We start from the raw sequence: 25392 nt of genomic DNA, 5'->3' as shown, positions 1-25392 counted from the left end.
GCGTATCTCTCCAAAAAATTTAAGACGTAAAAACCCTTAGCGCTCTAATGCAGAGTGCCAACAGACTTTTGGTGTTACGGGGCTATTTGCGCGAGATATTAGTCTTTGCGTGTACAATTAGCAATCGAAAAGTGTGAAGTTGAGCAAGATAAAAATCTATAATATGCATTAGAAAAACTAATCTTAATTAGCATTCGGAAATAGGCTGCTTTTCTTTGTTGAATTACGTTAAATCTCTTATTTGTTGTGAATGGAAACCTACTTATAGGTCATTGGTTTTTATGGTTAAAATCGAGGGGAGAAGAATTGTTTTGGTTAGCCAGAGCAAGACATGGTTCGAACGAAGAAAAGACTGGAGAAGGCACCATGAACAAAAAGGGAGCCGAAGCTCCCTTAGAAATGATTATGTTTATTCGCGGCCAGATGCGTATGCGTAAAGCATTTCTAGCGCGATGGTTGCTCCCGCTAATGCGGTAACATCACTGTGGTCGTACGGAGGCGATACTTCTACAACATCCATACCCACAATATTCATACCGGCTAAGCCACGAATGATCTTCAGTGCTTTGTCTGAGTTCAAGCCACCACAAACGGGTGTACCTGTTCCTGGTGCGAAGGCTGGATCCAAGCAGTCGATGTCAAAAGTAACATACACTGGCTTGTCTGCGACGGTGCGACGAATCTCCTCTAAGATCTCGTTCACCGACATGTCATTCGCTTGCATCGCATTAATCACATTGAAGCCGTGATCTTGCTGTTTGTATTCAGTACGAATACCGATTTGTACTGAGTTCTTCGCAGAGATCAAACCTTCTTTCGGCGCATGGTAGAACATTGTACCGTGGTCGTATGAACTGCCATTTGCGTAGGTATCCGTATGAGCGTCAAAGTGAATCAGAGCCATTTGACCATGATGCTTCGCGTAGGCACGCAGGATAGGCAGTGTGATGAAGTGGTCACCGCCCAATCCCAACATGGTTTTACCGCTTTTTAGAATTTCACTGGTTGCCGCCTCTAGACGGTAAGTGAAATCTTCCGCATCACCACAGTCAAACACGAGATCGCCCGCGTCGATCACTTTCAACTTATCCAATACGTTGAAGTCCCAAGGGAACTTCTTACCTTCCCATGCCAAGTTGACTGAGGCACGGCGAATCGCATCTGGACCCATGCGCGCGCCTGGACGACCAGATGTAGCCATGTCCAGAGGAACCCCTAGCACCACAACGTCTGCGTCTGCCGATACCGGATTACGAATGTACGGTAGACGTAAAAACGACATAGAGTTGGAGTAAAGCGAATAATCGTTTTTAGTAAACAAATCATTCATATCAGAAGTCCTCTAAATAGGTGTATCCCGCTAGACCTTGTTCTAGTTCTGCTAGGATTTGTGCTTGTTCATTGGCTTCAACTCGTTGGGAAACCAATTGTTTGTAATTGTCACGAATCGCATCCACGTCGATATGAACGTAGCGCATCATGTCTTCTACACTATCACCTTCATTGATATAACTGATCTCAAATTGACCGTGTTCATCAACATTGACTACTGCACTGTGGGTGTCACCAAATAGGTTGTGCATGTCACCAAGGATTTCTTGGTATGCGCCTACTAGGAAAAAGCCCATTAGGTACGGTTTGTCTTTGCTCCAAGCTGGTACAGGTAGCGTGCTCTCGATGCCTTGACCATCAACGTAGTGATCGATCGCGCCATCAGAGTCACAGGTGATGTCCAACATCACAGCACGACGCTCTTCCGCATCGCCAAGACCAGAAAGTGGCAGAACAGGGAACACCTGATCAATACCCCAAGCATCTGGTAGAGATTGGAAGAGAGAGAAGTTCACGAAGAACTTATCTGCAAGACGTTCGCTCAACTCGTCCAGAATCGGACGGTGGAAGCGATTTTTAGTGCTCATCTTGCGGCTTAGTTCGAAGTAAATGCGCAGTGACAGTTGCTCTGCCCACGCACGTTGCTCCAAGTTAAGCACGCCAGTTGCGAATTGAGAGTGTACCTCTGCCAAATCACTTTGGGTATCGTTGTAGATCTCAATTAACGCACGAGCGTCGGTACCATCTTGTAAGTTTTCCCAGTTTCGCCACATGTTTTGTAGTAAAAGTGGAGCATCTGCGCCAAGTTCATGCACTTCTTCCGGTTGGTACGTTTCTGTACCAATTACGTTAGAAATCAACACAGCGTGGTGCGCTGTCAGTGAACGACCGGATTCAGAAATGATCACTGGCATCGGTTGTTCGTATTGCTGACACACGTCGCCCACTGTGTTGACGATATTACGTGCGTACTCTGCAAGGCCGTAGTTCATCGAGTTCGATGATTGGCTGCGTGTGCCGTCGTAGTCGACTGCCAAACCGCCGCCCACATCGAAGTACTCGATGTTTGCACCCAGTGCGCGCAGTTCGCAGTAGAAACGTGCAGACTCATTCACACCATTACGTACGTCACGGATGTTTGCCATCTGTGAACCCAGGTGGAAGTGAACCAGTTGCATCGCATCTAGGCTGCCTTCGCGTTTCAGACGTTCAATAACGCTAAGCACTTGCGATGCAGACAAACCGAACTTCGATTTTTCACCGCCACTTGCTTGCCATTTCCCTGCACCTTGAGAGGCGAGGCGAATGCGCAAACCAAGGCGCGGTTTTACGCCCAAGCTTTTCGCTTCTTCTAGCACCAGATCCAGCTCAGAAAGCTTCTCTAGTACGATGAATACTTTGTGGCCCAGCTTTTCACCGATCAGTGCAAGACGCACATACTCACGGTCTTTGTAGCCGTTACACACGATCACGGAGCTGCCTTGTTGAGCCAATGCAAGTACTGCCAACAATTCTGGCTTGCTACCCGCTTCAAGACCAAGCTGTTTGGTTTCTAGTTGAGCTTGGCTCGCTAGAATTTCATCCACCACTTCACGTTGTTGGTTTACTTTAATTGGGTACACCAACAGGTATTTGTTTGGATATTGGTATTCTTCAATTGCTTGGTTGAAAGCGTGGCAAATTCCATGCACACGTTGGTGCACGATTTGCGGGAAGCGCACTAATACAGGCAGATTTAACTGCTTCGCTTCTAGCTCATTTACAATGGCACTGAAAGGGATTTGATGTGCACGATCACTACGAGGTGATACGTAAACCTCGCCTTGGTCATCAATACCGTAGAAACCTTGGCTCCAGTAGTGAACGTTGTAGTCCGCGCGGATGCGGTCTAATTTAGTTGCTTTTTCCAACTCGATTCTCACAAAAATGTACTTAAGTCCTTAATTAATTAGAAGGAAAAGTACAAAAAAGCAAATCATGAGGCATTAACCTCATACCCTGACACGAACTCCGTGTGCGCGCATTAACGAATAAAAGTGCCGCTGAGTCTAATGATTAAAATCTATCATCTCGATTATGATTTCTTGTCGTGCGCTGATGTGAACATTTGTTTACCAGTGCGTCCATTCAGCTGTTATAGTTGGTCTGACCAGCATGGAAGCGGTCATGAAAAATCTCACTCAAATAAGGACATATTTTGCAGCTGCACAGAATTCAGGGATACATTCAGACCATGTATCTCGCCGAATATCCCGATAAATTAATGTTGCTTGATGGTGCAAGTCGAGCAGACATTCCTCACCTTAAAGATTTTATTGAACATCAACTCCATCGTCCTTTTTCTGACCTAAAGTTGGTCGTTGTAACTCACATGCATCCAGACCACGCTGGTGGCGCGCACAAACTGCGTGATTTAACTGGATGTAAGCTATTGGCCGCAAAGCGAGAGAGCCAGTGGTATAGCGGTGTAGACGGTTGGCTAATGCATTTGACCGATTTGATGTTAGCGCGCTGGATGGCGAACCGGATGCGTAAACCAAAGCAAAACCTGTGGTATTCGCGCAAGTTAAAGCCCGATATCGAACTCATCGATGGTGAGTGTATTCCGGGGTTTGATGATTGGCAGGTGCTAGAAACGCAGGGACATACCGATAGAGATTTGTCGGTTTATCATTCTGAACAAGATGTATTGTATGTGGCGGATTTGATGGTGCAGGTTAAGAAACACCTGATTGCGCCGTTTCCCATATTTCATCCAAACCAATATCGCCAATCATTAAAGCGTGTGTTTGAGATGAATCCGCAATGTTTGCTTTTGGCGCATGGGGGAGAGGTGACTTTTGATGAGAAAGCGTATCAGCACATTCTGCATACTGCGCCGACTAAGCCGATGACCCATTGGCGCGTTACAAAGGTCAAAGCGAAGGGCTTGTTGTTTGCGCTATTTAGCAGGAAGTAGACGAAGATAAAGCCAGACGAGTGATGCTCAACAAAGATGCTCGATCACTCATCTGAAGCTACGGGGTTAAGATGCCAATAAATGAGATTGGCTAGGGTCTACCAGCACTTTGTCTGCCATGCCCTGACGACCTAACAGCATCATGTAAGTCATTTTTTCACGGTTGGTCAACGTAATGTCGATTGGCCATTGTTTGTCACCCATGCGCAGCATGGTGGTGATAACGCAGCGATGCTCAAAGGTACCGTTTGAAGATTTAACTTTACGGTTTGCCTTTAGCTTCGCTGTGCAGCGAACCACTTGTTCTAAATGATAAACATCCGGGTGTAGATCGAATGCAACGTAAGACTGACCATCTTTTTCAAAGCAATCAATGTTATCTACATGCAATGAAGAGGTTTGTGCGCCCGTATCAATGCGCGCTTCAAGGTGAGTAATCCCTAACTCAGGTAAGCAAATAGCTTCGGCGTTCCCAATGATCATTTTCTGATTCATAGTGTCATCCTAGCGATGAGTAATACGAGAGCCTACTAAGCAGGCTCTCACTCAAACAATTATCAACCTTTACCACGAGTACGGTTTGCGTGTGGTTTTGCGTTTTTCTCGATAAAGTCGAAAATCATACCAGCAACGTCTTTTTCTGTAGCGAGCTCGATACCTTCAAGACCTGGTGAAGAATTCACTTCCATTACCACTGGGCCGTTTTTAGATTGAAGGATATCTACACCGCATAGGTTTAACCCCATGACTTTTGCCGCGTTAATCGCAGTAGCGCGTTCTTCTTTGCTTAGTCGCACTAACTGTGCAGAGCCGCCGCGATGTAAGTTAGAGCGGAACTCGCCTTCTTTCGCTTGGCGTTTCATCGCTGCAATCACTTTATTACCGACAACAAAGCAACGTATGTCTGCGCCTTTAGCTTCTTCGATGAACTCTTGCACCATGATGTTTGCTTTCAACCCCATGAATGCTTCGATCACGCTTTCTGCTGCTTTGTTGGTTTCAGCAAGCACAACACCGATGCCTTGAGTGCCTTCTAGTAATTTAATCACTAGAGGTGCGCCACCAACATTTTTGATCACGTCCTGAATGTTATCAGGGTGGTGAGCAAAGCCAGTGCGCGGCAAGCCGATGCCTTTACGCGATAACAGTTGCAACGAGCGTAATTTGTCACGAGAGCGGCTGATCGCGACCGATTCGTTGACACAAAATGTGCCCATCATTTCAAACTGACGTACAACCGCGGTACCGTAGAATGTGATGGATGCACCGATGCGAGGAATCACAGCGTCGTATTGTGGCAATTCTTCACCCTTATAGCGGATCTTAGGGTTGTTGCTCGTAATGTCCATATAACAGTGCAGAGTATCGATGACGTCTACTTGATGTCCACGCTCTTCACCTGCCTGTTTTAGGCGCATGGTTGAATATAAATTCTCATTACGAGAGAGAATAGCAATACGCATGGCAATTCCTTAGTAAGTCAGTACCAAATTAAAAATATAAGTATAGAGTATAGAATGCAGCAGGTATGTGATATTTAGGTGATATTACCTACTGACTTCAACGATTTAGATGTGTGGTTGGACAACCACTTCGTTAGAGGTGCGCACCTTAGGTTTTTTTCTCGCGAGAAGAAAACGAAAAAAACTCGTCGTTACGACAAAAATAATTTGTTGAATCATCGGGCATTCCCAGCGTTGTAAGCTGGAAGTTGTCTGTGGGCTTTTTTAAGCAAACGGATTACAACGAGTTTAAAACGTTAGGCTATTCTGTAGTTTGTTTTGAGTTTGTGATGACGTCCAATAACACATCGTTAATTGTTTGATAGCGCAGTGGCAGAACACGACTGCGTTTGCGAACTAAAAATAACTCTTCACACACGGTGTTTTTCAGTTGTGCGATGTGCAAGGTATCTTTTTGTGGGAAGTTGTCGACAGCACTTTGAGGCAGCACGGTGAAGCCGAGTCCTTTACTCACAGGTAGTAAAATTTGGCTTAATTGATTCACGTAGCCGGATAATGGTAAATCGCTCATCTTAATTTCTTGGAGCTCTTGTTCCGCGCATTGGTCAAAAAACAGCGTCATGTAGTGCTTGGCATCAGGATGGGCAATGACACCACAGTCGTGCAAGAGTTGTGGTGTTATCTGCTTTTCGCGGTATTGATTAGGTAGGACTAAGCACAACTGCTCCTTACCAATTCTTTCACTGTGAAATAAACCTTTGTGAGGAACATCAGTTACGATACCAATATCAATGCTCCCTTCCGTTATTGCATTGAGAATCGAGTGATTGGGTGCGGCTTCTAAATGCAGCGATAAGCCTGGGTGCTGTTTTTGCTTTTCTAAAAGAGGGCCATACAGCATCAATGCCATTGCGCCAGAACAGGCCAGTTTACAGTGACCTGAAAATGCATCATCAAAACTGAGTTCTTCGAGCAACGCTTTCTCTCTTTCTTCTAACTCCAGCGCGTAGGCGTAAACAATCCGACCTTGCTCTGTTAATTCGAAGCTTTTGTTTTCACGTTTGATCAGCGCATGCTGACAACTTTGCTCTAACTTTTTGATGTGTTGGCTGACACCAGGTTGGGTCATAAAAAGTTTTTCTGCCGTTTGTGTGAAATGACCGACTTCAATCAATGTCTTAAATGTATGTAACCAAACAGGATTAAGCATAATGTGAGATTTGCTGTGAGCTTGCTGAAAGACGTAGAGAAAATGATAGCACGGCACGAAATAAATCGACGCAAGAGAATCGGGTGCCTCGTGAATAATAAATACCAGACAAAATAAAACCCCGCCTGGTTTCCCAGACGGGGCTTATTCTCTTTCGCAGCAATCCGGCTACTATAGGTGCTCCCTGCATCTATCCTTGATTGTGGCTAAGTCCTTTAACCGAGTTCCTTGTTCATCGCCTTCCTAGCGGTGTCCATTCTTGCCTATCATCCTGACGGGCGAACTCTATCCTAGAGCTTAACTACATCCCTGCTGATAACTCATCCTAAGCTACCAAATCTTCATCCTGAAGATACCTAGTCCATTAGGCTTTTTTCCTGTTCCCGCCAACATCCTGTCGACACAATCAGTATTGATGTTTTTCTGATTACTCTCAATTAGCTAGGTAAAAAAACTTTGGCAGTGAATATTGTTTGAAATGATATAACTGATAATTTTCAATGGTTTATGTTAATTTTTCGATTTTGTCTTAGTCAATGATGGTCGTTTTGCTTACATTGCTTGTAAGAGATCTCGCACAAGGTGTCGAGCAAATGTCCGAATTGGTGTCGTTTTCATCCTGTTTAAGAATTTGCTCAAGATCACAACTCGATTTGTAGCCATAAAATTTGGCGATAGTATTAGGTGGAATTTCCATTTCTTTGATGGCGAATGTTGCCCATTCATCACGTGTTTTGTGCAGGACTTGGCGTAGCTTGACAGTGAAGTGACTCATGAAAGCCTCCTTAGTTATCTTGTCTTTCAAGGCAACAATAAGGAGCGTGACGACACAAAGTTGATAGTATGCCGCTTAATATCAATACTATTTCGGCGTGATGAAGATTAAGCTGGCAATACTGATATTATTTGAGCGTGAAACAATACTATTTTGTGGAGTAGCCAATGGCACACATCGAAAAAGTACCACAAAGACCAGGTTTTTCTTGGCGCTATCGTCGCATTGATGAGCCAGAAAAAGAGTACGATCTCCATTTTCACGATGATGTGTTTGAATTAGTCATCCATCGCCACTTCACTGGCAGTTTGCATATTGGTCATCACGAATTAGAAGTGACTCACAACCAAATGCTATTGATCGCTCCAGGTGTGCCTCACTCTATTCATTCCACATTGGTCGAGAGCAAGTGCGAGACTCATGTGATCTGGTTTAAGCGTGAGTGGATTGCCAATTTGATGTTCTATTGCGCAGAGCTTAGAAAGCTTGATCCGCTTTTAAAGGCGGCCAACAAAGGTGTGGTGTTTTCTGAGCGGACAGCTCAGCACGTTGTGGATCTTCTGCATGAGCTCATGACGTTTCCTGCAATGGAGCAACTATCGAGATTTCTCCATGTTTTGTCTCTGATTGCTCACGACGAAGGGGCGAAAACACTGATGACTCACTCTTACTTATCGATGAGTGAACACGAATTACAGGAAAGAGAACGAGTGGCAAGTGTCAACGCGTATCTCGAACAGCACTTTGCAACTAAGGTGACGCTCGCAGACTTGGCGAACTACTTATCGCTGAGTGAAAGTGCGGTCACAAGATTGTTTCAAAAGCACTTTAAAGAGCCGTTTAGCCAACGCCTAATGAAATTGCGGATCAATCATGCCGCAGATTTGCTGCAATCAACGCCTTTGCCGATTGGAATTGTGTTTGAGAGAGTAGGGTATCGAAATCAAGCCCTGTTTAATCGTCACTTCAAAACGTATAAAGGGCTTACGCCACGCGAGTACCGCCAGCAATATCAGCAGCGAATCCAGCCTTAATTGGGTTGCACACAACTGCGATCACGAACGCGAAAAGAGTTGCTCGGTTGAAAGTGATGGGCAATTGATATCTTACTTGCAAAATTTTTCAGGAATCATTATTAAGATTCAGTGACAGATAATATAGGGAACTTGATTGCCATTTTTCTGTCATATCTGGTGAGTAAGTTAACCGTGTCAGAGAGATAATACGCCGTTTACTAGTCAAAGATGACTGCAAGAAATCGGTAATTATCATTATGTTGTGAAATTGGTCACGGTTAAATAATTGGTTCCCTTATAGATTGAAGGGGATTCGACCTTAGACAATAAGCTCCATAAGGAGCGTTACTTATATAAGATGAGGGATTTTACTATGAAAAAGACTAGAAGAGCTCAGCTACATCGTGTGCGTATTCAATACTGGAAAGACACGAAAGACGCACCAGCTAAAAAATCATAGTTAATGATACCTAAAGGCACGAGCTGGCAGTGGAACGCCGTTTCCCGCTGATTGCCAGCTCAAAAACGCCACAATCACATTCACTCCGCACAACCTCCCAGCACTCTACTTTTACTATCACACACTTCCAAAAGTAAAAAAGCCAGTCCGGAGACCAGCTTTTTATTATTGTCAGTATGACTCTGTTACTTACAGGTAGTTTGCGTCAACCAAGTCGCCAGCTTTTGCGCTTTTCACTTCTGGACGTGCTTCTAACCATGCAATAACTTGTGCTTTTTGCTCTTCAGTAGCACTGCCGTAACGGTCAGTAGAGCATAGGAAGCCTTCAAACAGTTCTAGACCACCGCCGCCGAAGCAAAGGCCAAGCCCATCAATGTAGTCGATAAAGTCATCAACGAATGCATCGTAACGGTCGAAGTCGTTGATGTCTGTTTCACAGCTGATCTCGAAACCTAGGATTGCGAACTCACCTAAGAACAGCTTTTTACGGATACGACGGCTCTTGTTATCGATCTTGTCTAATTTCATGATTATCTCTCGTAGATGATTTGAATTCGTACACCTTATACCTTCTATCACACTTTAGCCCAAGTAAAATCAGAATGACGCGATACAGTTGGTGATTATGTGACCAAAACTTAATTGCTCAATTGGTAACGCTGCTGAGTTTGCTGCACTGCTGAAACACAAGTTTCATATGTTTTAAGCACTTTTGTCATTTTTCTTCTCCAAACTTCTTGCCGTTCAACTAATCACTTATTTATTAATTAAACTATAAGATCGGGAAAGTAAAAATGAGCAAGGAAACCTTTGACGCGACGCGTTATAACCAAAGTGAAAACAAACCATTTGAAGAAGTATTAGAAGCGAGCCTATCTCGACGCAGCATTCTAAAAGGTGGTTTAGGTATCAGTGCGATGACAGCGTTTGGTGCTTTCGGATTGGCTGGTTGTAATTCGTCTGACTCAGGAAGTACAGTAAGCAGTGGCTCGGGCGTATCTAAAGCCGTTCTTAACTTTGAATCTATCCCTGGCTCACTCACTGATGCCGTTTCAATTCCACAAGGCTACACCGCACAAGTACTGGTACCTTGGGGTACACCGCTGAATGCTCAAGGCAGCGCGTGGAAAAATGATGGCAGCAATACCAGCTCAGACCAACTTAACGCGTTGGGCATGCACCATGATGGCATGCACTTTTTCCCATTAAATGACAGTACGACCGACGGTCTGCTTTGCATCAACCACGAGTACATTGATACATCAGCACTGCATCCAAACGGTCCGACGGTTGAAAATGGCGTACGTACCATTGTAGATGAAGTGCGTAAAGAGATTAATGCGCACGGTGTGTCAGTGGTTCGCATTCAACTGGAAGACAACATGTGGAAGTTGGTTGATACCGATCCACTAAACCGCCGTTACACTGGTGCGACAGCAATGGACTTATCTGGCCCAGTCGCGCACACGTCACTAACCGTCACTCGTTTCTCGCCAGATGGCAGCCAAGCACGTGGTACGTTAAACAACTGTGGCAACGGCTACACGCCATGGGGCACTTACTTAACTTGTGAAGAGAACTGGCCAGGTTACTTTGTTAACGCCGGGACTCGTACAGAAGAACAAGATCGCATTGGTGTTGATGACCAAAGCACACGCTACTTGTGGGAAACACTTGCAGGAAATGCAGAAGAGCGTCTTGATGAGTTCTCTCGCTTCAATGTGGCTCCAACAGGAGCAAGTGCAATGGATGATTACCGTAATGAAGCCAATGGTCACGGTTACATCGTCGAAATTGACCCTTACACGCAAAACTCGCGTGCGAAGAAGCGTACTGCACTAGGTCGTTTCCGTCACGAAGGCTGTACTTTTGGTAAGCTTGAAGAAGGCAAACCAGTGGTATTCTACTCTGGTCACGACTCTCGCTTTGAGTACCTATACAAATTTGAATCTGCGGCAGCGTGGGATCCAGCAGATGCAAACTCGGAAAACCGCCTAGCGGCAGGCGATAAGTACATGGACGAAGGCACACTGTATGTTGCGCGTTTCAATGAAGACAGTACAGGTACTTGGTTGCAGTTGACGCTTGATAGCGTAACAAAATCTGGTGGTACGTTAGCGGAGCACTTTAACTCATTGGCTGAAATTATCATTAATACGGCAGGCGCGGCTGACCTCGTTGGGGCAACCCCAATGGATCGCCCAGAGTGGTGTACGGTTGATCCATTCACAGGCTCGGTTTACTTAACATTGACGAATAATACGCGCCGTACTGATGAAACTAATCCTGCGAACCCACGTTTGAACAATAAGTTTGGTCACGTTATTCGTTGGGATGAAGGGGCTTCAGCTACAGACTTTACTTGGGATATCTTTGTCTTTGGTTCGCCAGCAAATGGTGATGCAGATACCAACCGTTCTGGCCTGAATGAGCTAAACCAGTTTGCTAGCCCTGACGGATTAGCGTTTGATGGCCGTGGTATTTTGTGGATTCAGACCGATAACGGTGCAGATGAAGTTACGTCTTACACTAATGATCAAATGTTGGCCGTTGTGCCATCTAAGCTAACAGATGAGAATGGTGACCAAGCAGTGATTGGTGCGGATAACCAAGCGGAGCTTAAACGCTTCTTTGTTGGACCAAATGGTTGTGAAGTGACAGGCTTTACTATCAGCCCTGATTACAAATCATTGTTTGTGAATATTCAGCACCCAGGCAACTGGCCATACAGTGAAGATGCCGCCGAAGAAACGCCTGCTGGTGTTTCTGTGCGTCCACGAGCTGCGACGGTTGTCATTCGACGTGAAGACGGTGGAGAGATTGCAGTTTAATCTCTAAATGCATTAACACCTTAAAATTCAAGCCCTGCAAATGCAGGGCTTGATTGTTTAGGCGAATGCCCAGTCGCACTTTATATCCAGACAACAGGCTTAGCTTTTCAATGAACCGCCTGAAGTACGAATCACGTCTTGATACCAGTAGAAGCTCTTCTTGCGTTTACGTTCTAGCGTTCCTTGCCCATCATCATGACGATCGACATAAATATAGCCGTAACGCTTGCTCATTTCGGCTGTTGAGTTAGCCACCAAGTCGATTGGCCCCCAGCTGGTGAAGCCCATCAACTCAACGCCATCCAGAATCGCTTCGTGTGCTTGAACCAAATGATCATTAAGGTATGAGATTCGATAATCGTCTTGGATTTCCCCGTTTTCATCGAATTCATCACGAGCGCCTAAGCCATTCTCGACGATAAATAGCGGCTTTTGGTAACGATCGTGAAGGAAGTTAAGCAAAACGCGCAGGCCTTTTGGATCGATCAACCAGCCCCATTGGCTCTTTTCAAGGTATGGGTTTGGTACGCTATCGACGATGTTACCCACTTCTTTCTGTTTCGGATCGGCACTCGCACAGCCACTTGCGTAGTAGCTGAAGGAAATAAAATCGACACTTGCCGATGCGATCTCTTCTAAGTCGCCTTCTTCCATCTGAATTTCAATGCCATTTTCACGGAAGTAACGCTTCATGTAGCCAGGGTACTGACCACGTGTTTGTACATCACCGAAGAACAACCACTTGTTGTTTTCATGCATGGCGGCTAACACATCATCAGGGTTACAAGTGTATGGGTAGTTGATTGCGCCAAGCAGCATGTTACCAATCTTGCCGTTTGGTACGATTTGCTGACACAGTTTTACCGCTTTCGCGTTTGCGACTAGCTGGTGGTGAATCGCTTGATAAATGTCTTGTTCACAGGCGTCTTCTTGCAAGCCCACTCCCGTAAATGGCGCATGAAGTGACATGTTGATTTCGTTAAAGGTAAGCCACAGCTTCACTTTGTCTTTGTAGCGTTCAAGCACGGTGCGAGCGTAACGCTCGAAAAACTCTATCACTCGACGATCGCCCCAACCACCATAATTCTCAACCAAGGCGTAAGGCATCTCGTAATGAGAAAGCGTTACAAATGGTTGCATATCGTGTTTGGCCAGCTCATCAAAAATTTTGTCGTAAAACGCCAGTCCTTCTTCGTTTGGCTCAAGCTCATCGCCATTAGGAAAAATACGACTCCAAGCGATGGACAAGCGCAGGCAGGTGAATCCCATCTCTTTAAACAGGGCAATATCTTCTGGATAGCGATTGTAGAAATCGATCGCAAGATCTTTGATACCAGGCGTTCGTTCTTCACGCGTTTGATGCGGGCTCAGAATGCCGTTTGGCAACATATCTGATGTTGATAAACCTTTCCCCCCAAGGTTGTATGCCCCCTCTACCTGGTTTGCCGCAATGGCACCACCCCAAAGGAAATTATCTGGAAACTTAATCATGTTTCTCACTCTTTATATTTAGGAAATGTTTGTGGATTTATTGCTTGAGAATAGTGTAGGAGACATCTCGATACTTGTAGCGAGATCGTGTTTTTATCAGTTCATCACCAAACGTCAGTAATGATAAACATTGAGATATAGGATGGTTGTTAACAATGCCAACCTAAGTGAATTTAGGTTGGCATTCGTATTCAAAACGTAAATGCTAAATTCGCCGCCGCACCAAACTGGTTATCGCCAGCCTAAGACCCTGCTAGGTCTACACTGATCACATCAAAAGGACTGATGCCAATGCCCCCTGTCACCGAGTTATCGAGATTATTTTCTAGGTCAACTTCATAACCAGCGCGGAGTTGCGCCCATCCCCAAGCATTCCCCTCGATACCAACGCGAATAAACTGGGTGTCATCGTCGAGCTCTTTAAAGCGCTTTTGTTTGGTGAGATCGGCGTCTAGGCTCAGAGCGACATAATCCCCGACATAGCCGATACCAAGGGTCGCTTGTGGCGTGAGTTCGTAGGTATAGTTGCCTAGTTTTGTTTCTATATCTTGCTCGAAGACGTCTTTTAACGAGAGACCAGCTCTAAATGCGTTGTGATACCAAGCGACCCCAAGATCCATATTGAACGTGTTCTTTGATACTTCACTTTTGTCGTAATCCTCGATATCAAAGTCATCTAGTGTTGTACGCTGCGTATAGGTTTTAAGTTGTTGGTATTTGGGCGTAATACCAAATGCGAATTGCTGCCCACCTATCGTGTATGCGCGAGCTAAGGCAACGCCATATTCCGCACTACCGAAAGCCGCTAGGTCGACGGCAGAATTGAGGTATCGATCTGCGGTGTTTGTTGAATCTGAGATATCGGGTGCCGCAAGTATCTCCACATAACCAGCGCTAAAAAGGTTTACCGACATGTAGCGTGTCGGAATCGCAATCGCGAGGCTCAGACCTCCGTTAATGACGACTGGAGCACTCTTATCTAATTGATCGAGTAGTCGATTAAGTTCGGCTTCGTTCGCAGGTGTGGGAATGCCCTGAATACTATCGTAAAGGTCTTGAACATCATCAACGGCTGATAAAGCTTCATCCTCATCGTGAATATTGACGCCGAGAGCAGGAATGAGTAGGCCGATATCGTCATTTTCTCGATAGAGAGCGCCTAGGGCTGGGTTGTGTAGAGGAGCGGTTAAATAGTCAGCGGAAACGACGCCTGTATTTCCCATTCCGTGACTTCGAGCGTCTGCTGCGTAAGGTGCTGCAAAAGCGTGAGGTGATAAAATAAAAAGCGCCCCTGTTGCTGCTAAAGTTAGTTTTCTCATAACGCATCCATTCTTACTTTAAATAATTACTTATCAATAAATTAGATGGTGGGAGCTAAAACTTGGTGTCAACCACCAAAAATTGTGCTGATGAATAGCATATGGCGATTCATCAAGTTAAGCGTAGGTTAGGCAACTCGCTTTATAAAGTTGATCAAGATTTATTGCTCTTTAATTGTGTGGAGAAAAGCTGAAGAGGTGGATGGTATTGGGTTAGCTACGATGAGGAGCGAGCTTAAACATTAAGGTGAAGGACATGCCTTTATCAGCGTTGAGCTGCGCACTGACTTTCCCTTGCATATCTCGCATATTGTTGGCGGTGATGGAAAGTCCTAACCCCAGTCCTTCACCAATTTTTTTACTGGTTTGGAAAGGCTCGAACATGGTATCGAGTTGGTCTGAAGGTACCCCACACCCATTATCACTTACCACGACCTCAACATTATCGGTAGTGGGTGTAACGGCAATCATTAACTGGGGATCTTGGGTCTCTTTCATCGCATCTAATGCGTTGGAAATTAGGTTGCCGAGCACTTGTTGTAGGCGTTGCTCTTCACCAATGATATTGGGTAAATCGTTGGGAATGCGTACCCGAACATCTACCTTCGCGAGTTGAGATTGATAGACGCGTAGCGTCTCTTCTAAAGCGTTTGTCAGCGATATCTCGTGCAGTGTCTCTGGTTTATTGTAGGCAAACGTTTTTAGCTGACTGGTCATGCTTGCCATGCGGTCAATCAACTTTTGAATCAACTTGTTATTGGCTTTCATCATGTCTGTTTGTCCACGTTCTGCTAGCAACTCGTTGGTGGTTAAAAGGGTACGCAGGCCAGTCAATGGTTGGTTTAACTCGTGGGTAATCGCGCTCGACATTCTGCCCAATGCTGCCATTTTGCTTGATTCAATCAATTGCTCTTGGGCTTGTTTTAAAGCTTGAGTTCGCTCTTCCACCCTTTGAGCTAGCTCTTGGTTAATCAGCTGCAGCGATTGTTCCGCTTTTTTACGTTTGCTAATGTCGATTACGGTAGCAAGAAAATACTGCTCACCGTGCCATGGGAAGCTAGTGAGTGAAAATAGTACAGGAAATACGCTGCCATCACTGCGTCGCGCCATGGTTTCTACAGCGCTAATCTCTGCCAGTTCCTTATGCTTTGGCAGATCTCTAAGCAAAGTGAGTGTGGTTGAATTTGAATTACCTGCATCAAATAATTCCCAGGCGAAGGTATGACGATTCACACTTTCAGGAAGACAAAAAAGGCGTTTTGCCATTGGGTTGAGGTCGAACAATAGACCTTGTTCATCAATCAACAACAAACCAACATGTGTTTTATTGATCATCTGTTTAAGTCGGCGTTGCGATTCTTCTAGTAAGGCTTGAATACGCTGCTGATTGAGATGTTTTTGTCGACGCTGTAAACCAATGATGACCAACAGGATAAGGAGCAAGAGGAGCGCTGCGATGCTCCATCCAATGACACTAATCGTTTGCTGAACAGGTTTGGTCGGAATAAGGTAACTGACAAACCAGTTTAAGTCGTCCAGCTTTACTGTGTGTGCAAAGTAGCGCTGCTGATTGAGAGTCCAGAAATGAATCACCGTATTGTCATACAGCGTTTGAGTTTCGACTTTGGCTTGGTTATTCGGTTCATTAAACCAGTCGGCGTTATAGTTTGTACTGCTGGAGAGGAAGAAGYGTTGATGGCGATTTTGTAGCGTGATGATGTCTTGGCTGGTGATGGTCTGCTCCGTTAGCAAACTCAGGTTGATTTGAACAACAACGATGCCCGCTATCTCCAAACCATCAAAAATTGGTGCAGAGAGGTAGTAAAGGGGACTAGAACCTTTTGTTTTATTCACCAGTGAGACGCCTTCTCCCTGACGTTGTATTTGTTCGACAATCGCACGGCGGTCAGAGCGGCTGAACCGTTCATCGATCAGACTTGATACCAACACTTCTCCCGAGGTTGAAAGTATCAACCAGCCCTCTGTATTCGCGGCTTTATCGAGCTGTGTCAGTTGTGCTTGAAGTGGCTCGTAGTAGTTTAAATTGCCTTTCACAAACGAAATTGTTTCTGGGTTATTCGTGACGAGATAGGGAAGGTGATAGAAACGTTTTAATGCTCGGCGGACTTCACCAATGTAGTCGAGGAGTTTCTGTTGTGCTTCTTGTTGAGTTTGGACGCTCAGCCATTGATGGGCCACCTCTCGGCTAGCACCGTAGAAAAAGATCACCAGCGCACTGATCAATACGGCGGTTAGCCACATTTTCCCATTCTTAGTGCGCTGCATACGAGCTCCGTTTGGCTGAACATAGTTATCGTAGTTGGTAGTGAAAGAGTGCGCTTAACTGATTGGATGTTAAAGAATTGTGATTAAGAAGTGGGATCTAGCTCCTTTTCTATAGCATGGTTTTTGCTAACTTTAGCAAAGACTTCTATCACCGATCAGGCAGTAACTCATGACTTTTGACGACATTCCGCGTATCGCCCTAATTGAAGATGATGACATCGTTCGTCAAGCAACAAGCCAATGGCTGCAATTGGCGGGGTTTGACGTCACAGCTTTTAGCTCGGGGGAGGAAGGCAAAACCGCCATTCTGAACCAAGAGTTTGATGCGATAGTTAGTGATGTTCGTTTGCCAGATACTGATGGAATTTCGATTTTAGAGAGCCTTATTGCGAATCACATTCCAACACCAATGATACTAATTACTGGTCATGGTGATGTGGATATGGCGGTGAATGCGCTACAAAACGGCGCGTTTGATTTTATTGAAAAACCTTTCCAGCCGGAGCGTTTGTCTCAACGTGTGACAGATGCGGTCGAGAGCCATCGCGCGCAAACATCGACGCTTCACCGCCAAGAGTATCTAGCTAGCGTGAGTGGTTTAGAAGAGGTGCTCATTGGTCAAAGTCGAGTGATGCAGCAATTACGCGAGCAAGTTGCGAAATTGGCGAAAATCGATACTAACGTGATCATTTACGGCGAAACAGGTTGTGGTAAAGAGCTGGTGGCGACCAGTTTACATAATGAAAGCCAACGCAGAACCCATCATTTTGTGCCAATCAACTGTGGCGCCATTCCTGAGAACCTGTTTGAAAGTGAGCTGTTTGGGCATGAAGCTGGGGCATTTACCGGAGCGGGTAAAAAGCGCATTGGCAAATTGGAATACGCGGATAAAGGCACCTTATTCTTTGATGAAATCGAGAGTATGCCGCTGTCCATGCAGGTGAAAGTGCTGCGTTCATTACAGGAACATACAGTTGAGCGCGTTGGAGGCAATCAACAGATCTCGGTTGATTTGAGAGTGATCGCCGCCGCGAAAGAAGATCTCAATGATCATGAAGAGTTTCGGCAAGATTTATACTATCGGCTCAACGTCGCGCAAATTTATTTGCCGCCACTCAGGGAGAGAGAAGAAGATTCACTGATTTTGTTTGAGCACTTCACCTTGCAAACTAACCCTGAAACCCGACCATTGAGTGATGCCGACAGAAACGCTGTGCTTTCCTACGCTTGGCCTGGAAATGTTCGAGAGCTGCGAAACGTGGCTATGCGTTTTGCCTTGGATGAAACGGTATCTGTGATGGAAATTCTCTCTAGCCGTCCTTCGTCAACCACGGAGGAGACGCAAGTGGGTGTTCCACTGGTTATTCAATTACACAATTTTGAGCGCAAGGTGCTGCATGATTCATTGGTCAGGCATCACGGACGCATTAACGAGGTGATGCAGGAGTTGGATTTACCTCGTCGAACTTTGAATCAAAAGATGCAAAAGTTTGGTTTAAATCGCTCTGATTATACTTAACGCAATTTTTAAGCTGACTTACCGCTATGGGCGTCACAAATATGATTATGCGCTTTTCGAGGGAGTCGGGACAAACTTATAAGTTAGGCCTTTCCCTTCTCCAAACAAGGTGACTTGGTTTCTGCCCGTATGTTTAGAGCTATACAGCGCTTCGTCAGCTTCAGCAACGACATCGTGGAGTGATTGTCCCTCAGATAACTCACTGATTCCAAAGCTCATGGTGATCTCATTTTCGAATGACTGCAGTGAGGCTTCAGTTTCTACCGCTAGGCGAATTTGCTCGGCAACAATTTTGGCTCGGTGTGCTTTTTCAAGTAAAACAATCATGAACTCATCACCACCAAATCGTACTGTGCAAGCTGACTCCGGGAGGTGTTTCTTAAAGATAGCGGCAATCGTAGCCATGACGGAATCGCCTACCGTATGGCCATAATGATCATTAATCGCTTTGAACTCGTCCATGTCGGTCATGATGATGCTTATTGATTGCTTCCGTTTGTGCGCTTGATTAACAAGGTTTGGAACAATTTCTTCCATCGCGCGACGATTATGAAGCCCTGTGAGGGCGTCTAAATGTGAGAGATCATTGATTGACTGTATCAAGCGGCCATTAATTAGCCACAACATGCTAAAGCTCATAGCGACAATCAGACAGATGCTAAGTAAAAACGTCATCTGGTGGATAAAACCTGCGGTCATAAAGTTTGGCACTTCATTGGCGAAAGCGCTCCAAAGTGCTCTGAAGCCCATAAAAATACTGAAGCAAAAGAAGGAGCACGCCATCACTATGGTTGGGAGTTTTTGGTCTTGCTTGGTGCCTTTCAGCATGGCGATCCCACTAAAAAACGTAACGATGCAGATATAAACACTTAAGTAAATGATACGGCTTTTAATTGAATGGTCATGGAAGGTGAAATAATAGAACGAACCGCTGAAAATGGGCGTTAAAAAAGCGAGTGAGTGGGCCAGTTTTAGAGGGAATTGACGAAAAATGCTCACACTGTAAAGCGTAAGCAAGAAGCCGATTAATATGAGCGTATTCGCTATGACGATGGTAAGCCAATCTGGTGCAGAGCCTCTAAATCCTAGTAAAAAAGGCCCAAAGCCAATAAATAACAGCGAGAGAGAGAAAGTCTTTAAACCTTTGATCTTTTTTTGTGTGTATTGGTAACAAAGTAGACTGATTGAGTAAATGCAAGAGAACAGAATAACGATAAAGTTGAGCGTTCTGATGTCTAAATACTGATTGTCCATAAGCGCTCCACATCAATCCATAGTTCAGGCAACTCCTTTGCCTGATATCAATAAGCGAACTACATATTAACTTACTTATTGAGTGATGTCTTATGTTAAACGGCTATTCATTTACCAGCTCGAATTGTTCGGTTTGGTTGGTTTTCGTCGTAAACAGCAGACCAACAATCATCATCAATACGCTAGGCATAATCCAGCTAGCAAAGTCATTGTACAGAGGCATGTAATTACCCATCCACTCATCGGTGGAATCTGGCATGTAACCTAGGATGTGCAGCGCATCAACACAACCAAACGTTAGAGCAGTGAACGCCGTCGCGACCACCATGATTTGCGACATCTTGTTACGCACTGGTGCCATGATCATCAATGCAATCGCTACTGGGTGAAGCGCCACAACCGCTGGCAATGTGATAGCCAATAGTTGCTCTAGACCTACGTTAGCGATTAAACCTGCCAATACCATAGTCGTGACAACGCAGCCTTTGTAGTTCACTTTGCTGAAAGTGTTGTCGTAGAACTCACTGCCTGCGGTGGTTACGCCGATAGCAGTAGTCAAACACGCCAATACCATCACGGCACCAAGTAATAGTGAACCAAATGCGCCGAAGTGGCTGAAGGTGAATGCCGTTAAAATGTCGCCACCGTTACTGAATTCAGAACCCAAGTATGAGCTCGTCGAGCCAATGTAAGCCAATGAGATGTAAACAAATGCCATGGCAACCGCGTACATCAAAGCAGCAATTAGTGTGTATTTTGCAGTGGCTTTCGGACAATCCACACCCATGCTGCGAATCGCACGGAAGATAATCCAACCAAAACCGATAGAACCTAGCGCATCCATGGTCATGTAGCCTTGCGTTAAGCCTTCAGCAAATGCACCAGATACGTATGGTCCCGTTGCGGCAGTTAGCTCGCCTGCAGGAGAAACCAAAGCAGTCACAGACATGATGATCAAGATCGCCATCAATGCAGGCGTTAAGATCTTACCTAGGTTGTCGACCAACTTACCCGGATATAGGGCAAATAGAATGGTGATAGCACAGAAGGCAATAGTGAAAGGCACCAAAGCGGCATCACCAAACATTGGCGCAAAGCTGAACTGGTAAGCCACGGTAATTGCGCGCGGAATCACGAACGCAGGGCCAATCACGATAAACACCATCACCCAAAAACTGGTCGCCAAAGGTTTAGGTAGGGCAGCGGTTAATTTGTCTGAACCGTTTACGATAGCCACCATCACCAGTGCCATCGCAGGCAGACCTACACCCGTCAAGAGGAAGCCAGACATCCCGCTCAGAAAGTTTTCACCTGCTTGGTAACCCAAAAATGGAGGGAAGATCAGGTTACCCGCGCCTAAGTACATGGCGAAAGTCATGAAGCCCAAAGCGGCGATATTGCGTGCGCTTAACATTATTATTCCTCTTATGTTTCGCTTGGAAGAAACTGAAAGGAATGGGAGGAGTATGTGGTGTTCCCGTCAGCTTCTTCTCAAGCTGACAGAAAGTTAAGATATAGCCTGTCAGCTCTGAATCAGTTCCAGAGAGAGCAGGAGGATCGCAGCAGCAACGCCAGATGGGCGTTTTAAAGCGAATTGTAATTGCGCAGTTGCTGACATGGTTGATCCTTAATGACGAAAAAATACCAAGGAATACGTTTGCCTTGGTGTGTAGTTACCCTAACGAACATAGGGCTATTGGCACAACCCCGAAGTAGAAAATAAGTTGATACGGTCAATGTTTGTTTCTGAATTGGTGGATCGAACTGGTTTGTAAATTCAAAATTAGAATAAATGACTTTTCATTTCGTTAACATGGCTTGTTTTGCTGTATTTTTGTGCTATTTGTAGTCGTTTAGGCTATAAGCCTCCGCTGATAAAGTGAGCAGTGTAGAATGATGCGCTTTTTATTCTTATTGTTAATACGCTCATTAGTTGCAGTTCAACCTAAAATCACGTCGGCAAAATATTGCTTATCAGCGAATCGTCCATTTATTTAGTCTTGATCACATTTTATTAACCTTTTGCGATCTAGGCGTGCAACCTTCTTCTCTTGAATAAGCAAGATCTTGCTCATCGCTTTTCTATCAAATCAGCAGAATTTTGCTCATTTTTGATGTCTTTCTGTGCTTGGATCAACAAATACAATGACTTAAAAGTTGGCATTTCAATTGCTCTAGGGAATGTGTTGTTAATAAAGATTTAACATGATGTAAATCCCCAATCGTGAAACGACTACACGGAGAGTAATAATGAAAATGAATAAGCTGGTAAAAGCTTTGGCTGTCGCTGTGACTTCTTTTGGTATTGCTGCTAACGCTGCGGCAGAAGATCGTAGCTACATTCTTGCAACGGCATCGACAGGTGGTACTTACTACCCTGTGGGCGTAGCGTTGGCGACGTTAAGCAAAGTGAAATTGGCACCAAAGCACCACTTCTCCCTTTCTGCAATCAGCTCTGCGGGCTCTGGTGAAAACGTCAAACTGCTGAACGAGAACGAAGCACAGTTCGCGATCCTACAAGGTCTTTACGGTGCTTGGGCTTGGTCTGGCGAAGGTCCTTATGAGAAAAGCGGTCGCCAAGAGCAGCTGCGTTCAGTCTCTATGCTGTGGCAAAACGTTGAGCACTTTATTGTTCGCTCTGACTTAGCAAAAACTGGCACGGTGACAGATCTGAACAACCTAGATGGCAAGAAGTTCTCTATCGGTAAGAAGAACTCTGGTACTGAGAACTCGGGTCGTCAAATCATGAAAGGTCTGAAGGTAGACCCTGATAAATTCAATCTTGCTTACATGGGCTACGGCGGCAGTGCGAGCGCACTTCAAAACGGCACCATTGACGGCATGAACACGCCTGCGGGTGTACCTGTTGGTGCGGTTACTCAAGCTTTTGCTGCGTTGGGTAAAGACATTTCGATTCTTTCGTTTACTGACGAGCAAATCAAAGAGGCGAACGGTAACTACAACCTATGGACGAAGTACGAAATTCCTGCGAACACGTATCCGGGTCTAGATAAGCCAATCACCACCATTGCACAGCCAAACTTCTTGGCAGTTCGTGAAGATATCTCGGAAGAAGACGTTTACCAGCTAACCAAAGCGATCTACGAGAACTTGCCTTTCCTACAAGGCATCCACAAAGCAACAAAAGCAATGGCGATTGAGAAAGCGATTGCTGGCTTGCCAGTGCCTCTTCACCCGGGTGCGGCGCGTTACTACAAAGAAATGGGCATCGAAATCCCATCAGATCTAATGGCGAAATAACGCCTACTTCGCCCCGAGTTTTGGCTCGGGGCATTTTATCCCTACCGATTTCTAAGATGGAAAAAGCCGCCAGAGCTTGGAGTATGAGATGAGCGACTCAATAGAAAAGGAATTGCAGAAGTTTGAGCTGCCCACGCGCACTGACTTTCCGTGGGTAACCACCACAATTACAGTGTTTGGCGTGGTGTTGTCTGCTTTGCACATTTGGTTTAACACCTTATCGACGTTACCAGAGTTATGGATTTCCGCGACCCACTTTGCTGGCTTTGCGGTGATTTGTGCGCTTTGGTATCCGGCTCATATCTCTCTCAAGCAGAGTAAGATTGCACTCGGTATTGATGTGTTAATTGCTATGGGGGCGGTCGCGTGTTTGCTCTATATTCCCTATGCCGAAGACGCGCTGTATGAGCGTGGCGTGAAGTTTGTGACCAGCGATTGGGTCTTCGCCATCATGGCAATTCTGATTGTTATCGAGCTGATTCGACGCACCATGGGCTGGTTTATTCCAGTGCTGATTGTGGTGTGTCTGAGTTACGTTGTGCTTTGGGGTAAGTGGGCGACAGGTATTTTCCACTTCCCGGGTTTGAGCATGGAAACTTTGCTCTACCGCAGCTTCTATTCTTCTGAGGGTATGTTTGGCTCTATCTCGCGAATCAGTTGGACTTTCGTATTTATGTTCATTCTGTTTGGTGCATTTCTCGTCCGCTCTGGTGTTGGTGATTACATCATCAATGTGGCACGTGCTGCGGCTGGCAAAATCATCGGCGGTCCGGGTTTTATTGCGGTGATTGGCTCCGGTTTGATGGGCTCAGTATCTGGATCTAGTGTGGCAAATACGGTTTCAACCGGTGTTATCAGTATTCCTTTGATGCAAAAAGCAGGTTTTCCTTCGCGCTTCGCGGCGGGCGTTGAAGCTGCGGCGTCGACAGGTGGTCAGTTGATGCCACCAGTGATGGGAGCGGGCGCTTTCATCATGGCGTCTTACACGCAAATTCCTTATGTTGATATTATTGCCGTTTCTTTCATTCCTGCTCTTATCTATTTCTTGTCTGTGGCGTTCTTTGTGCGTATCGAAGCCAAACGCAGCGGCGTTCAAAAAATCACGACCAGCGATGAATCTCTACTGAAAGTGTTGATCAGCGGTTGGCACAACCTTATCCCACTGGCGGTATTGGTCACTTTATTGGTTCAAGGCTTTACACCGACTTACGCTGCGGGCTTGTCGATCATTTCAGTGGTGGTGGCTTCTTGGTTCTCGAAAGATCACAAGATGGGACCAAAAGCGATCATCGAAGCACTTTCGCAAGGCGCGAAAAACATGGCGACAACCGCCGTATTGCTGGTGGGTATTGGTTTGGTGATCAACGTGATCAGCACAACGGGCATTGGCAACACGTTCTCATTGATGATCGACGGCTGGGCGAATGGTGACTTGTTCATCATGATCGTTCTGATCTCGCTCGCTTCTCTTGTTTTGGGTATGGGTTTACCTGTGACAGCGGCGTATATTGTATTGGGTACACTGTCTGCCCCAGCGCTTTACAAGTTGATTGCGGAAAACCAATTGCTTGAATTGATGGTGTCAGGTCAATTGCCTGAACAAGCAAAAGCCATCTTTATGTTGGCGGCGCCAGAAAAGCTGGAACTGCTTAATGCACCAATGGCGTTGGAAACCGCGAAAGAAATGGTGGCGCTAGTACCTGCGGACTTTATGGAGACGCTACTAGAGCAAAGTTTGGGTATGGAAGCAGTAGGTTTGGCATTGCTGGCTGCTCACCTCATCATCTTCTGGTTATCGCAAGACAGCAACGTAACACCACCAGTGTGTTTGACCGCTTTTGCAGCAGCAACCATCGCCAAAACACCGCCAATGCGCACCGGTTTGATGGCGTGGAAAATCGCCAAAGGTTTGTATCTTGTACCGCTACTTATTGCCTACACAGGCTTAGTTAGTTGGGATGTGACGTCGGTAATTACCGTGGGCTTCTTCGCCATCATCGGTACCTATGCATTGATTGGTGCGATTGAAGGCTACTTGGAAGGTCCACTAAACATTCTGATGCGTCTTGTGTTGATTGTGGTGGGTACATTGCTGGTTTGGCACGACATCCCAATGTTGGTTCGTGTAGCAAGCTGCGCAGTATTTGTCGCGATTTTTATTTACAGTGGTCGTAAGTTCAAATTGCAACAATCTCAACTATCGGTTTTATAAGAGG

General features: G+C 45.5%; 18 protein-coding genes. 6 read left to right on the top strand and 12 right to left on the bottom strand.

Annotated elements, in window-relative coordinates; all coding sequences use genetic code 11:
• Window positions 1-409 precede the first annotated feature (409 nt).
• Both speB and speA read right to left on the bottom strand, forming a co-directional pair.
• Window positions 410-1330 (bottom strand): agmatinase, encoded by a 921-nt coding sequence (gene speB / locus R2S67_RS14085; protein WP_006741236.1) that lies wholly within the window; start codon window positions 1328-1330, stop codon window positions 410-412.
• A gap of 1 nt (window position 1331) precedes the next feature.
• Window positions 1332-3242, bottom strand: coding sequence for an arginine decarboxylase (gene speA / locus R2S67_RS14080; RefSeq protein ID WP_161444533.1), 1911 nt, complete (start codon window positions 3240-3242; stop codon window positions 1332-1334).
• 323 nt (window positions 3243-3565) lie between these two features.
• Between speA and R2S67_RS14075 the strand changes: the two genes are divergently transcribed.
• Entirely contained in the window at window positions 3566-4291 is a 726-nt protein-coding gene (locus R2S67_RS14075) for an MBL fold metallo-hydrolase (RefSeq protein WP_046873896.1), read from the top strand.
• A 66-nt stretch (window positions 4292-4357) separates the two neighbouring features.
• Here R2S67_RS14075 and R2S67_RS14070 read toward each other — a convergent pair whose 3' ends face one another.
• From R2S67_RS14070 to R2S67_RS14055, 4 genes are all read right to left on the bottom strand, one after another.
• A complete protein-coding gene (locus R2S67_RS14070) occupies window positions 4358-4786 on the bottom strand; it encodes an ATP-dependent zinc protease (protein WP_005393584.1) in 429 nt (142 codons plus the stop codon).
• A gap of 62 nt (window positions 4787-4848) precedes the next feature.
• Window positions 4849-5754, bottom strand: a complete 906-nt coding sequence (gene rimK, locus R2S67_RS14065) for a 30S ribosomal protein S6--L-glutamate ligase (protein ID WP_005393586.1) — start codon at window positions 5752-5754, stop codon at window positions 4849-4851.
• A gap of 301 nt (window positions 5755-6055) precedes the next feature.
• The gene (locus R2S67_RS14060) at window positions 6056-6964 is read right to left on the bottom strand and encodes a LysR family transcriptional regulator (protein WP_317345176.1); all 909 of its coding nucleotides are present in this window, start codon (window positions 6962-6964) and stop codon (window positions 6056-6058) included.
• A gap of 529 nt (window positions 6965-7493) precedes the next feature.
• Window positions 7494-7739, bottom strand: coding sequence for a hypothetical protein (locus R2S67_RS14055; protein WP_065645589.1), 246 nt, complete (start codon window positions 7737-7739; stop codon window positions 7494-7496).
• 167 nt (window positions 7740-7906) lie between these two features.
• Between R2S67_RS14055 and R2S67_RS14050 the strand changes: the two genes are divergently transcribed.
• The gene (locus R2S67_RS14050) at window positions 7907-8773 is read left to right on the top strand and encodes a helix-turn-helix transcriptional regulator (RefSeq protein ID WP_124007450.1); all 867 of its coding nucleotides are present in this window, start codon (window positions 7907-7909) and stop codon (window positions 8771-8773) included.
• A 631-nt stretch (window positions 8774-9404) separates the two neighbouring features.
• Here R2S67_RS14050 and R2S67_RS14045 read toward each other — a convergent pair.
• On the bottom strand, window positions 9405-9743 hold the full coding sequence (locus R2S67_RS14045; RefSeq protein WP_005393599.1) for a YggL family protein: 339 nt from the start codon (window positions 9741-9743) through the stop codon (window positions 9405-9407).
• A 266-nt stretch (window positions 9744-10009) separates the two neighbouring features.
• On the opposite strand from R2S67_RS14045, the gene R2S67_RS14040 reads away from it, so the two are divergent.
• Window positions 10010-12046, top strand: coding sequence for a PhoX family phosphatase (locus tag R2S67_RS14040; RefSeq protein WP_317345175.1), 2037 nt, complete (start codon window positions 10010-10012; stop codon window positions 12044-12046).
• A 99-nt stretch (window positions 12047-12145) separates the two neighbouring features.
• Here R2S67_RS14040 and R2S67_RS14035 read toward each other — a convergent pair whose 3' ends face one another.
• The 3 genes from R2S67_RS14035 to R2S67_RS14025 all read right to left on the bottom strand — a co-directional run bounded on the left by R2S67_RS14035 (window position 12146) and on the right by R2S67_RS14025 (window position 17142).
• Window positions 12146-13537: a 6-phospho-beta-glucosidase gene (locus tag R2S67_RS14035; protein WP_317345174.1), complete on the bottom strand. Its 1392-nt coding sequence runs from the start codon at window positions 13535-13537 to the stop codon at window positions 12146-12148.
• Between the two features lie 242 nt (window positions 13538-13779).
• Window positions 13780-14856 carry a conjugal transfer protein TraF gene (locus R2S67_RS14030; RefSeq protein WP_317345172.1) on the bottom strand — a complete coding sequence of 359 codons (1077 nt, stop codon included), beginning with the start codon at window positions 14854-14856 and terminating at the stop codon, window positions 13780-13782.
• 213 nt (window positions 14857-15069) lie between these two features.
• Window positions 15070-17142 carry an ATP-binding protein gene (locus R2S67_RS14025; RefSeq protein WP_317345170.1) on the bottom strand — a complete coding sequence of 691 codons (2073 nt, stop codon included), beginning with the start codon at window positions 17140-17142 and terminating at the stop codon, window positions 15070-15072.
• 169 nt (window positions 17143-17311) lie between these two features.
• On the opposite strand from R2S67_RS14025, the gene R2S67_RS14020 reads away from it, so the two are divergent.
• Window positions 17312-18661: a sigma-54-dependent transcriptional regulator gene (locus tag R2S67_RS14020; protein WP_256893957.1), complete on the top strand. Its 1350-nt coding sequence runs from the start codon at window positions 17312-17314 to the stop codon at window positions 18659-18661.
• Between the two features lie 45 nt (window positions 18662-18706).
• Here R2S67_RS14020 and R2S67_RS14015 read toward each other — a convergent pair whose 3' ends face one another.
• Both R2S67_RS14015 and brnQ read right to left on the bottom strand, forming a co-directional pair.
• Window positions 18707-19915 carry a sensor domain-containing diguanylate cyclase gene (locus tag R2S67_RS14015; RefSeq protein ID WP_170901982.1) on the bottom strand — a complete coding sequence of 403 codons (1209 nt, stop codon included), beginning with the start codon at window positions 19913-19915 and terminating at the stop codon, window positions 18707-18709.
• A 103-nt stretch (window positions 19916-20018) separates the two neighbouring features.
• Entirely contained in the window at window positions 20019-21329 is a 1311-nt protein-coding gene (brnQ, locus tag R2S67_RS14010; protein ID WP_006741250.1) for a branched-chain amino acid transport system II carrier protein, read from the bottom strand.
• A gap of 836 nt (window positions 21330-22165) precedes the next feature.
• Here brnQ and R2S67_RS14005 point away from each other — a divergent pair.
• Window positions 22166-23176: a TAXI family TRAP transporter solute-binding subunit gene (locus tag R2S67_RS14005; RefSeq protein ID WP_005374185.1), complete on the top strand. Its 1011-nt coding sequence runs from the start codon at window positions 22166-22168 to the stop codon at window positions 23174-23176.
• Between the two features lie 88 nt (window positions 23177-23264).
• Complete coding sequence (locus R2S67_RS14000; RefSeq protein ID WP_317345164.1) at window positions 23265-25388, top strand: TRAP transporter permease; 2124 nt, start codon at window positions 23265-23267, stop codon at window positions 25386-25388.
• Window positions 25389-25392 lie beyond the last annotated feature (4 nt).

Source organism: Vibrio sp. T13N, from assembly GCF_032970445.1.
Lineage (GTDB): Bacteria > Pseudomonadota > Gammaproteobacteria > Enterobacterales > Vibrionaceae > Vibrio > Vibrio diabolicus.
Note: the sequence above shows the minus strand (reverse complement) of the source record. Positions and strands in the feature narration are given on the sequence as shown.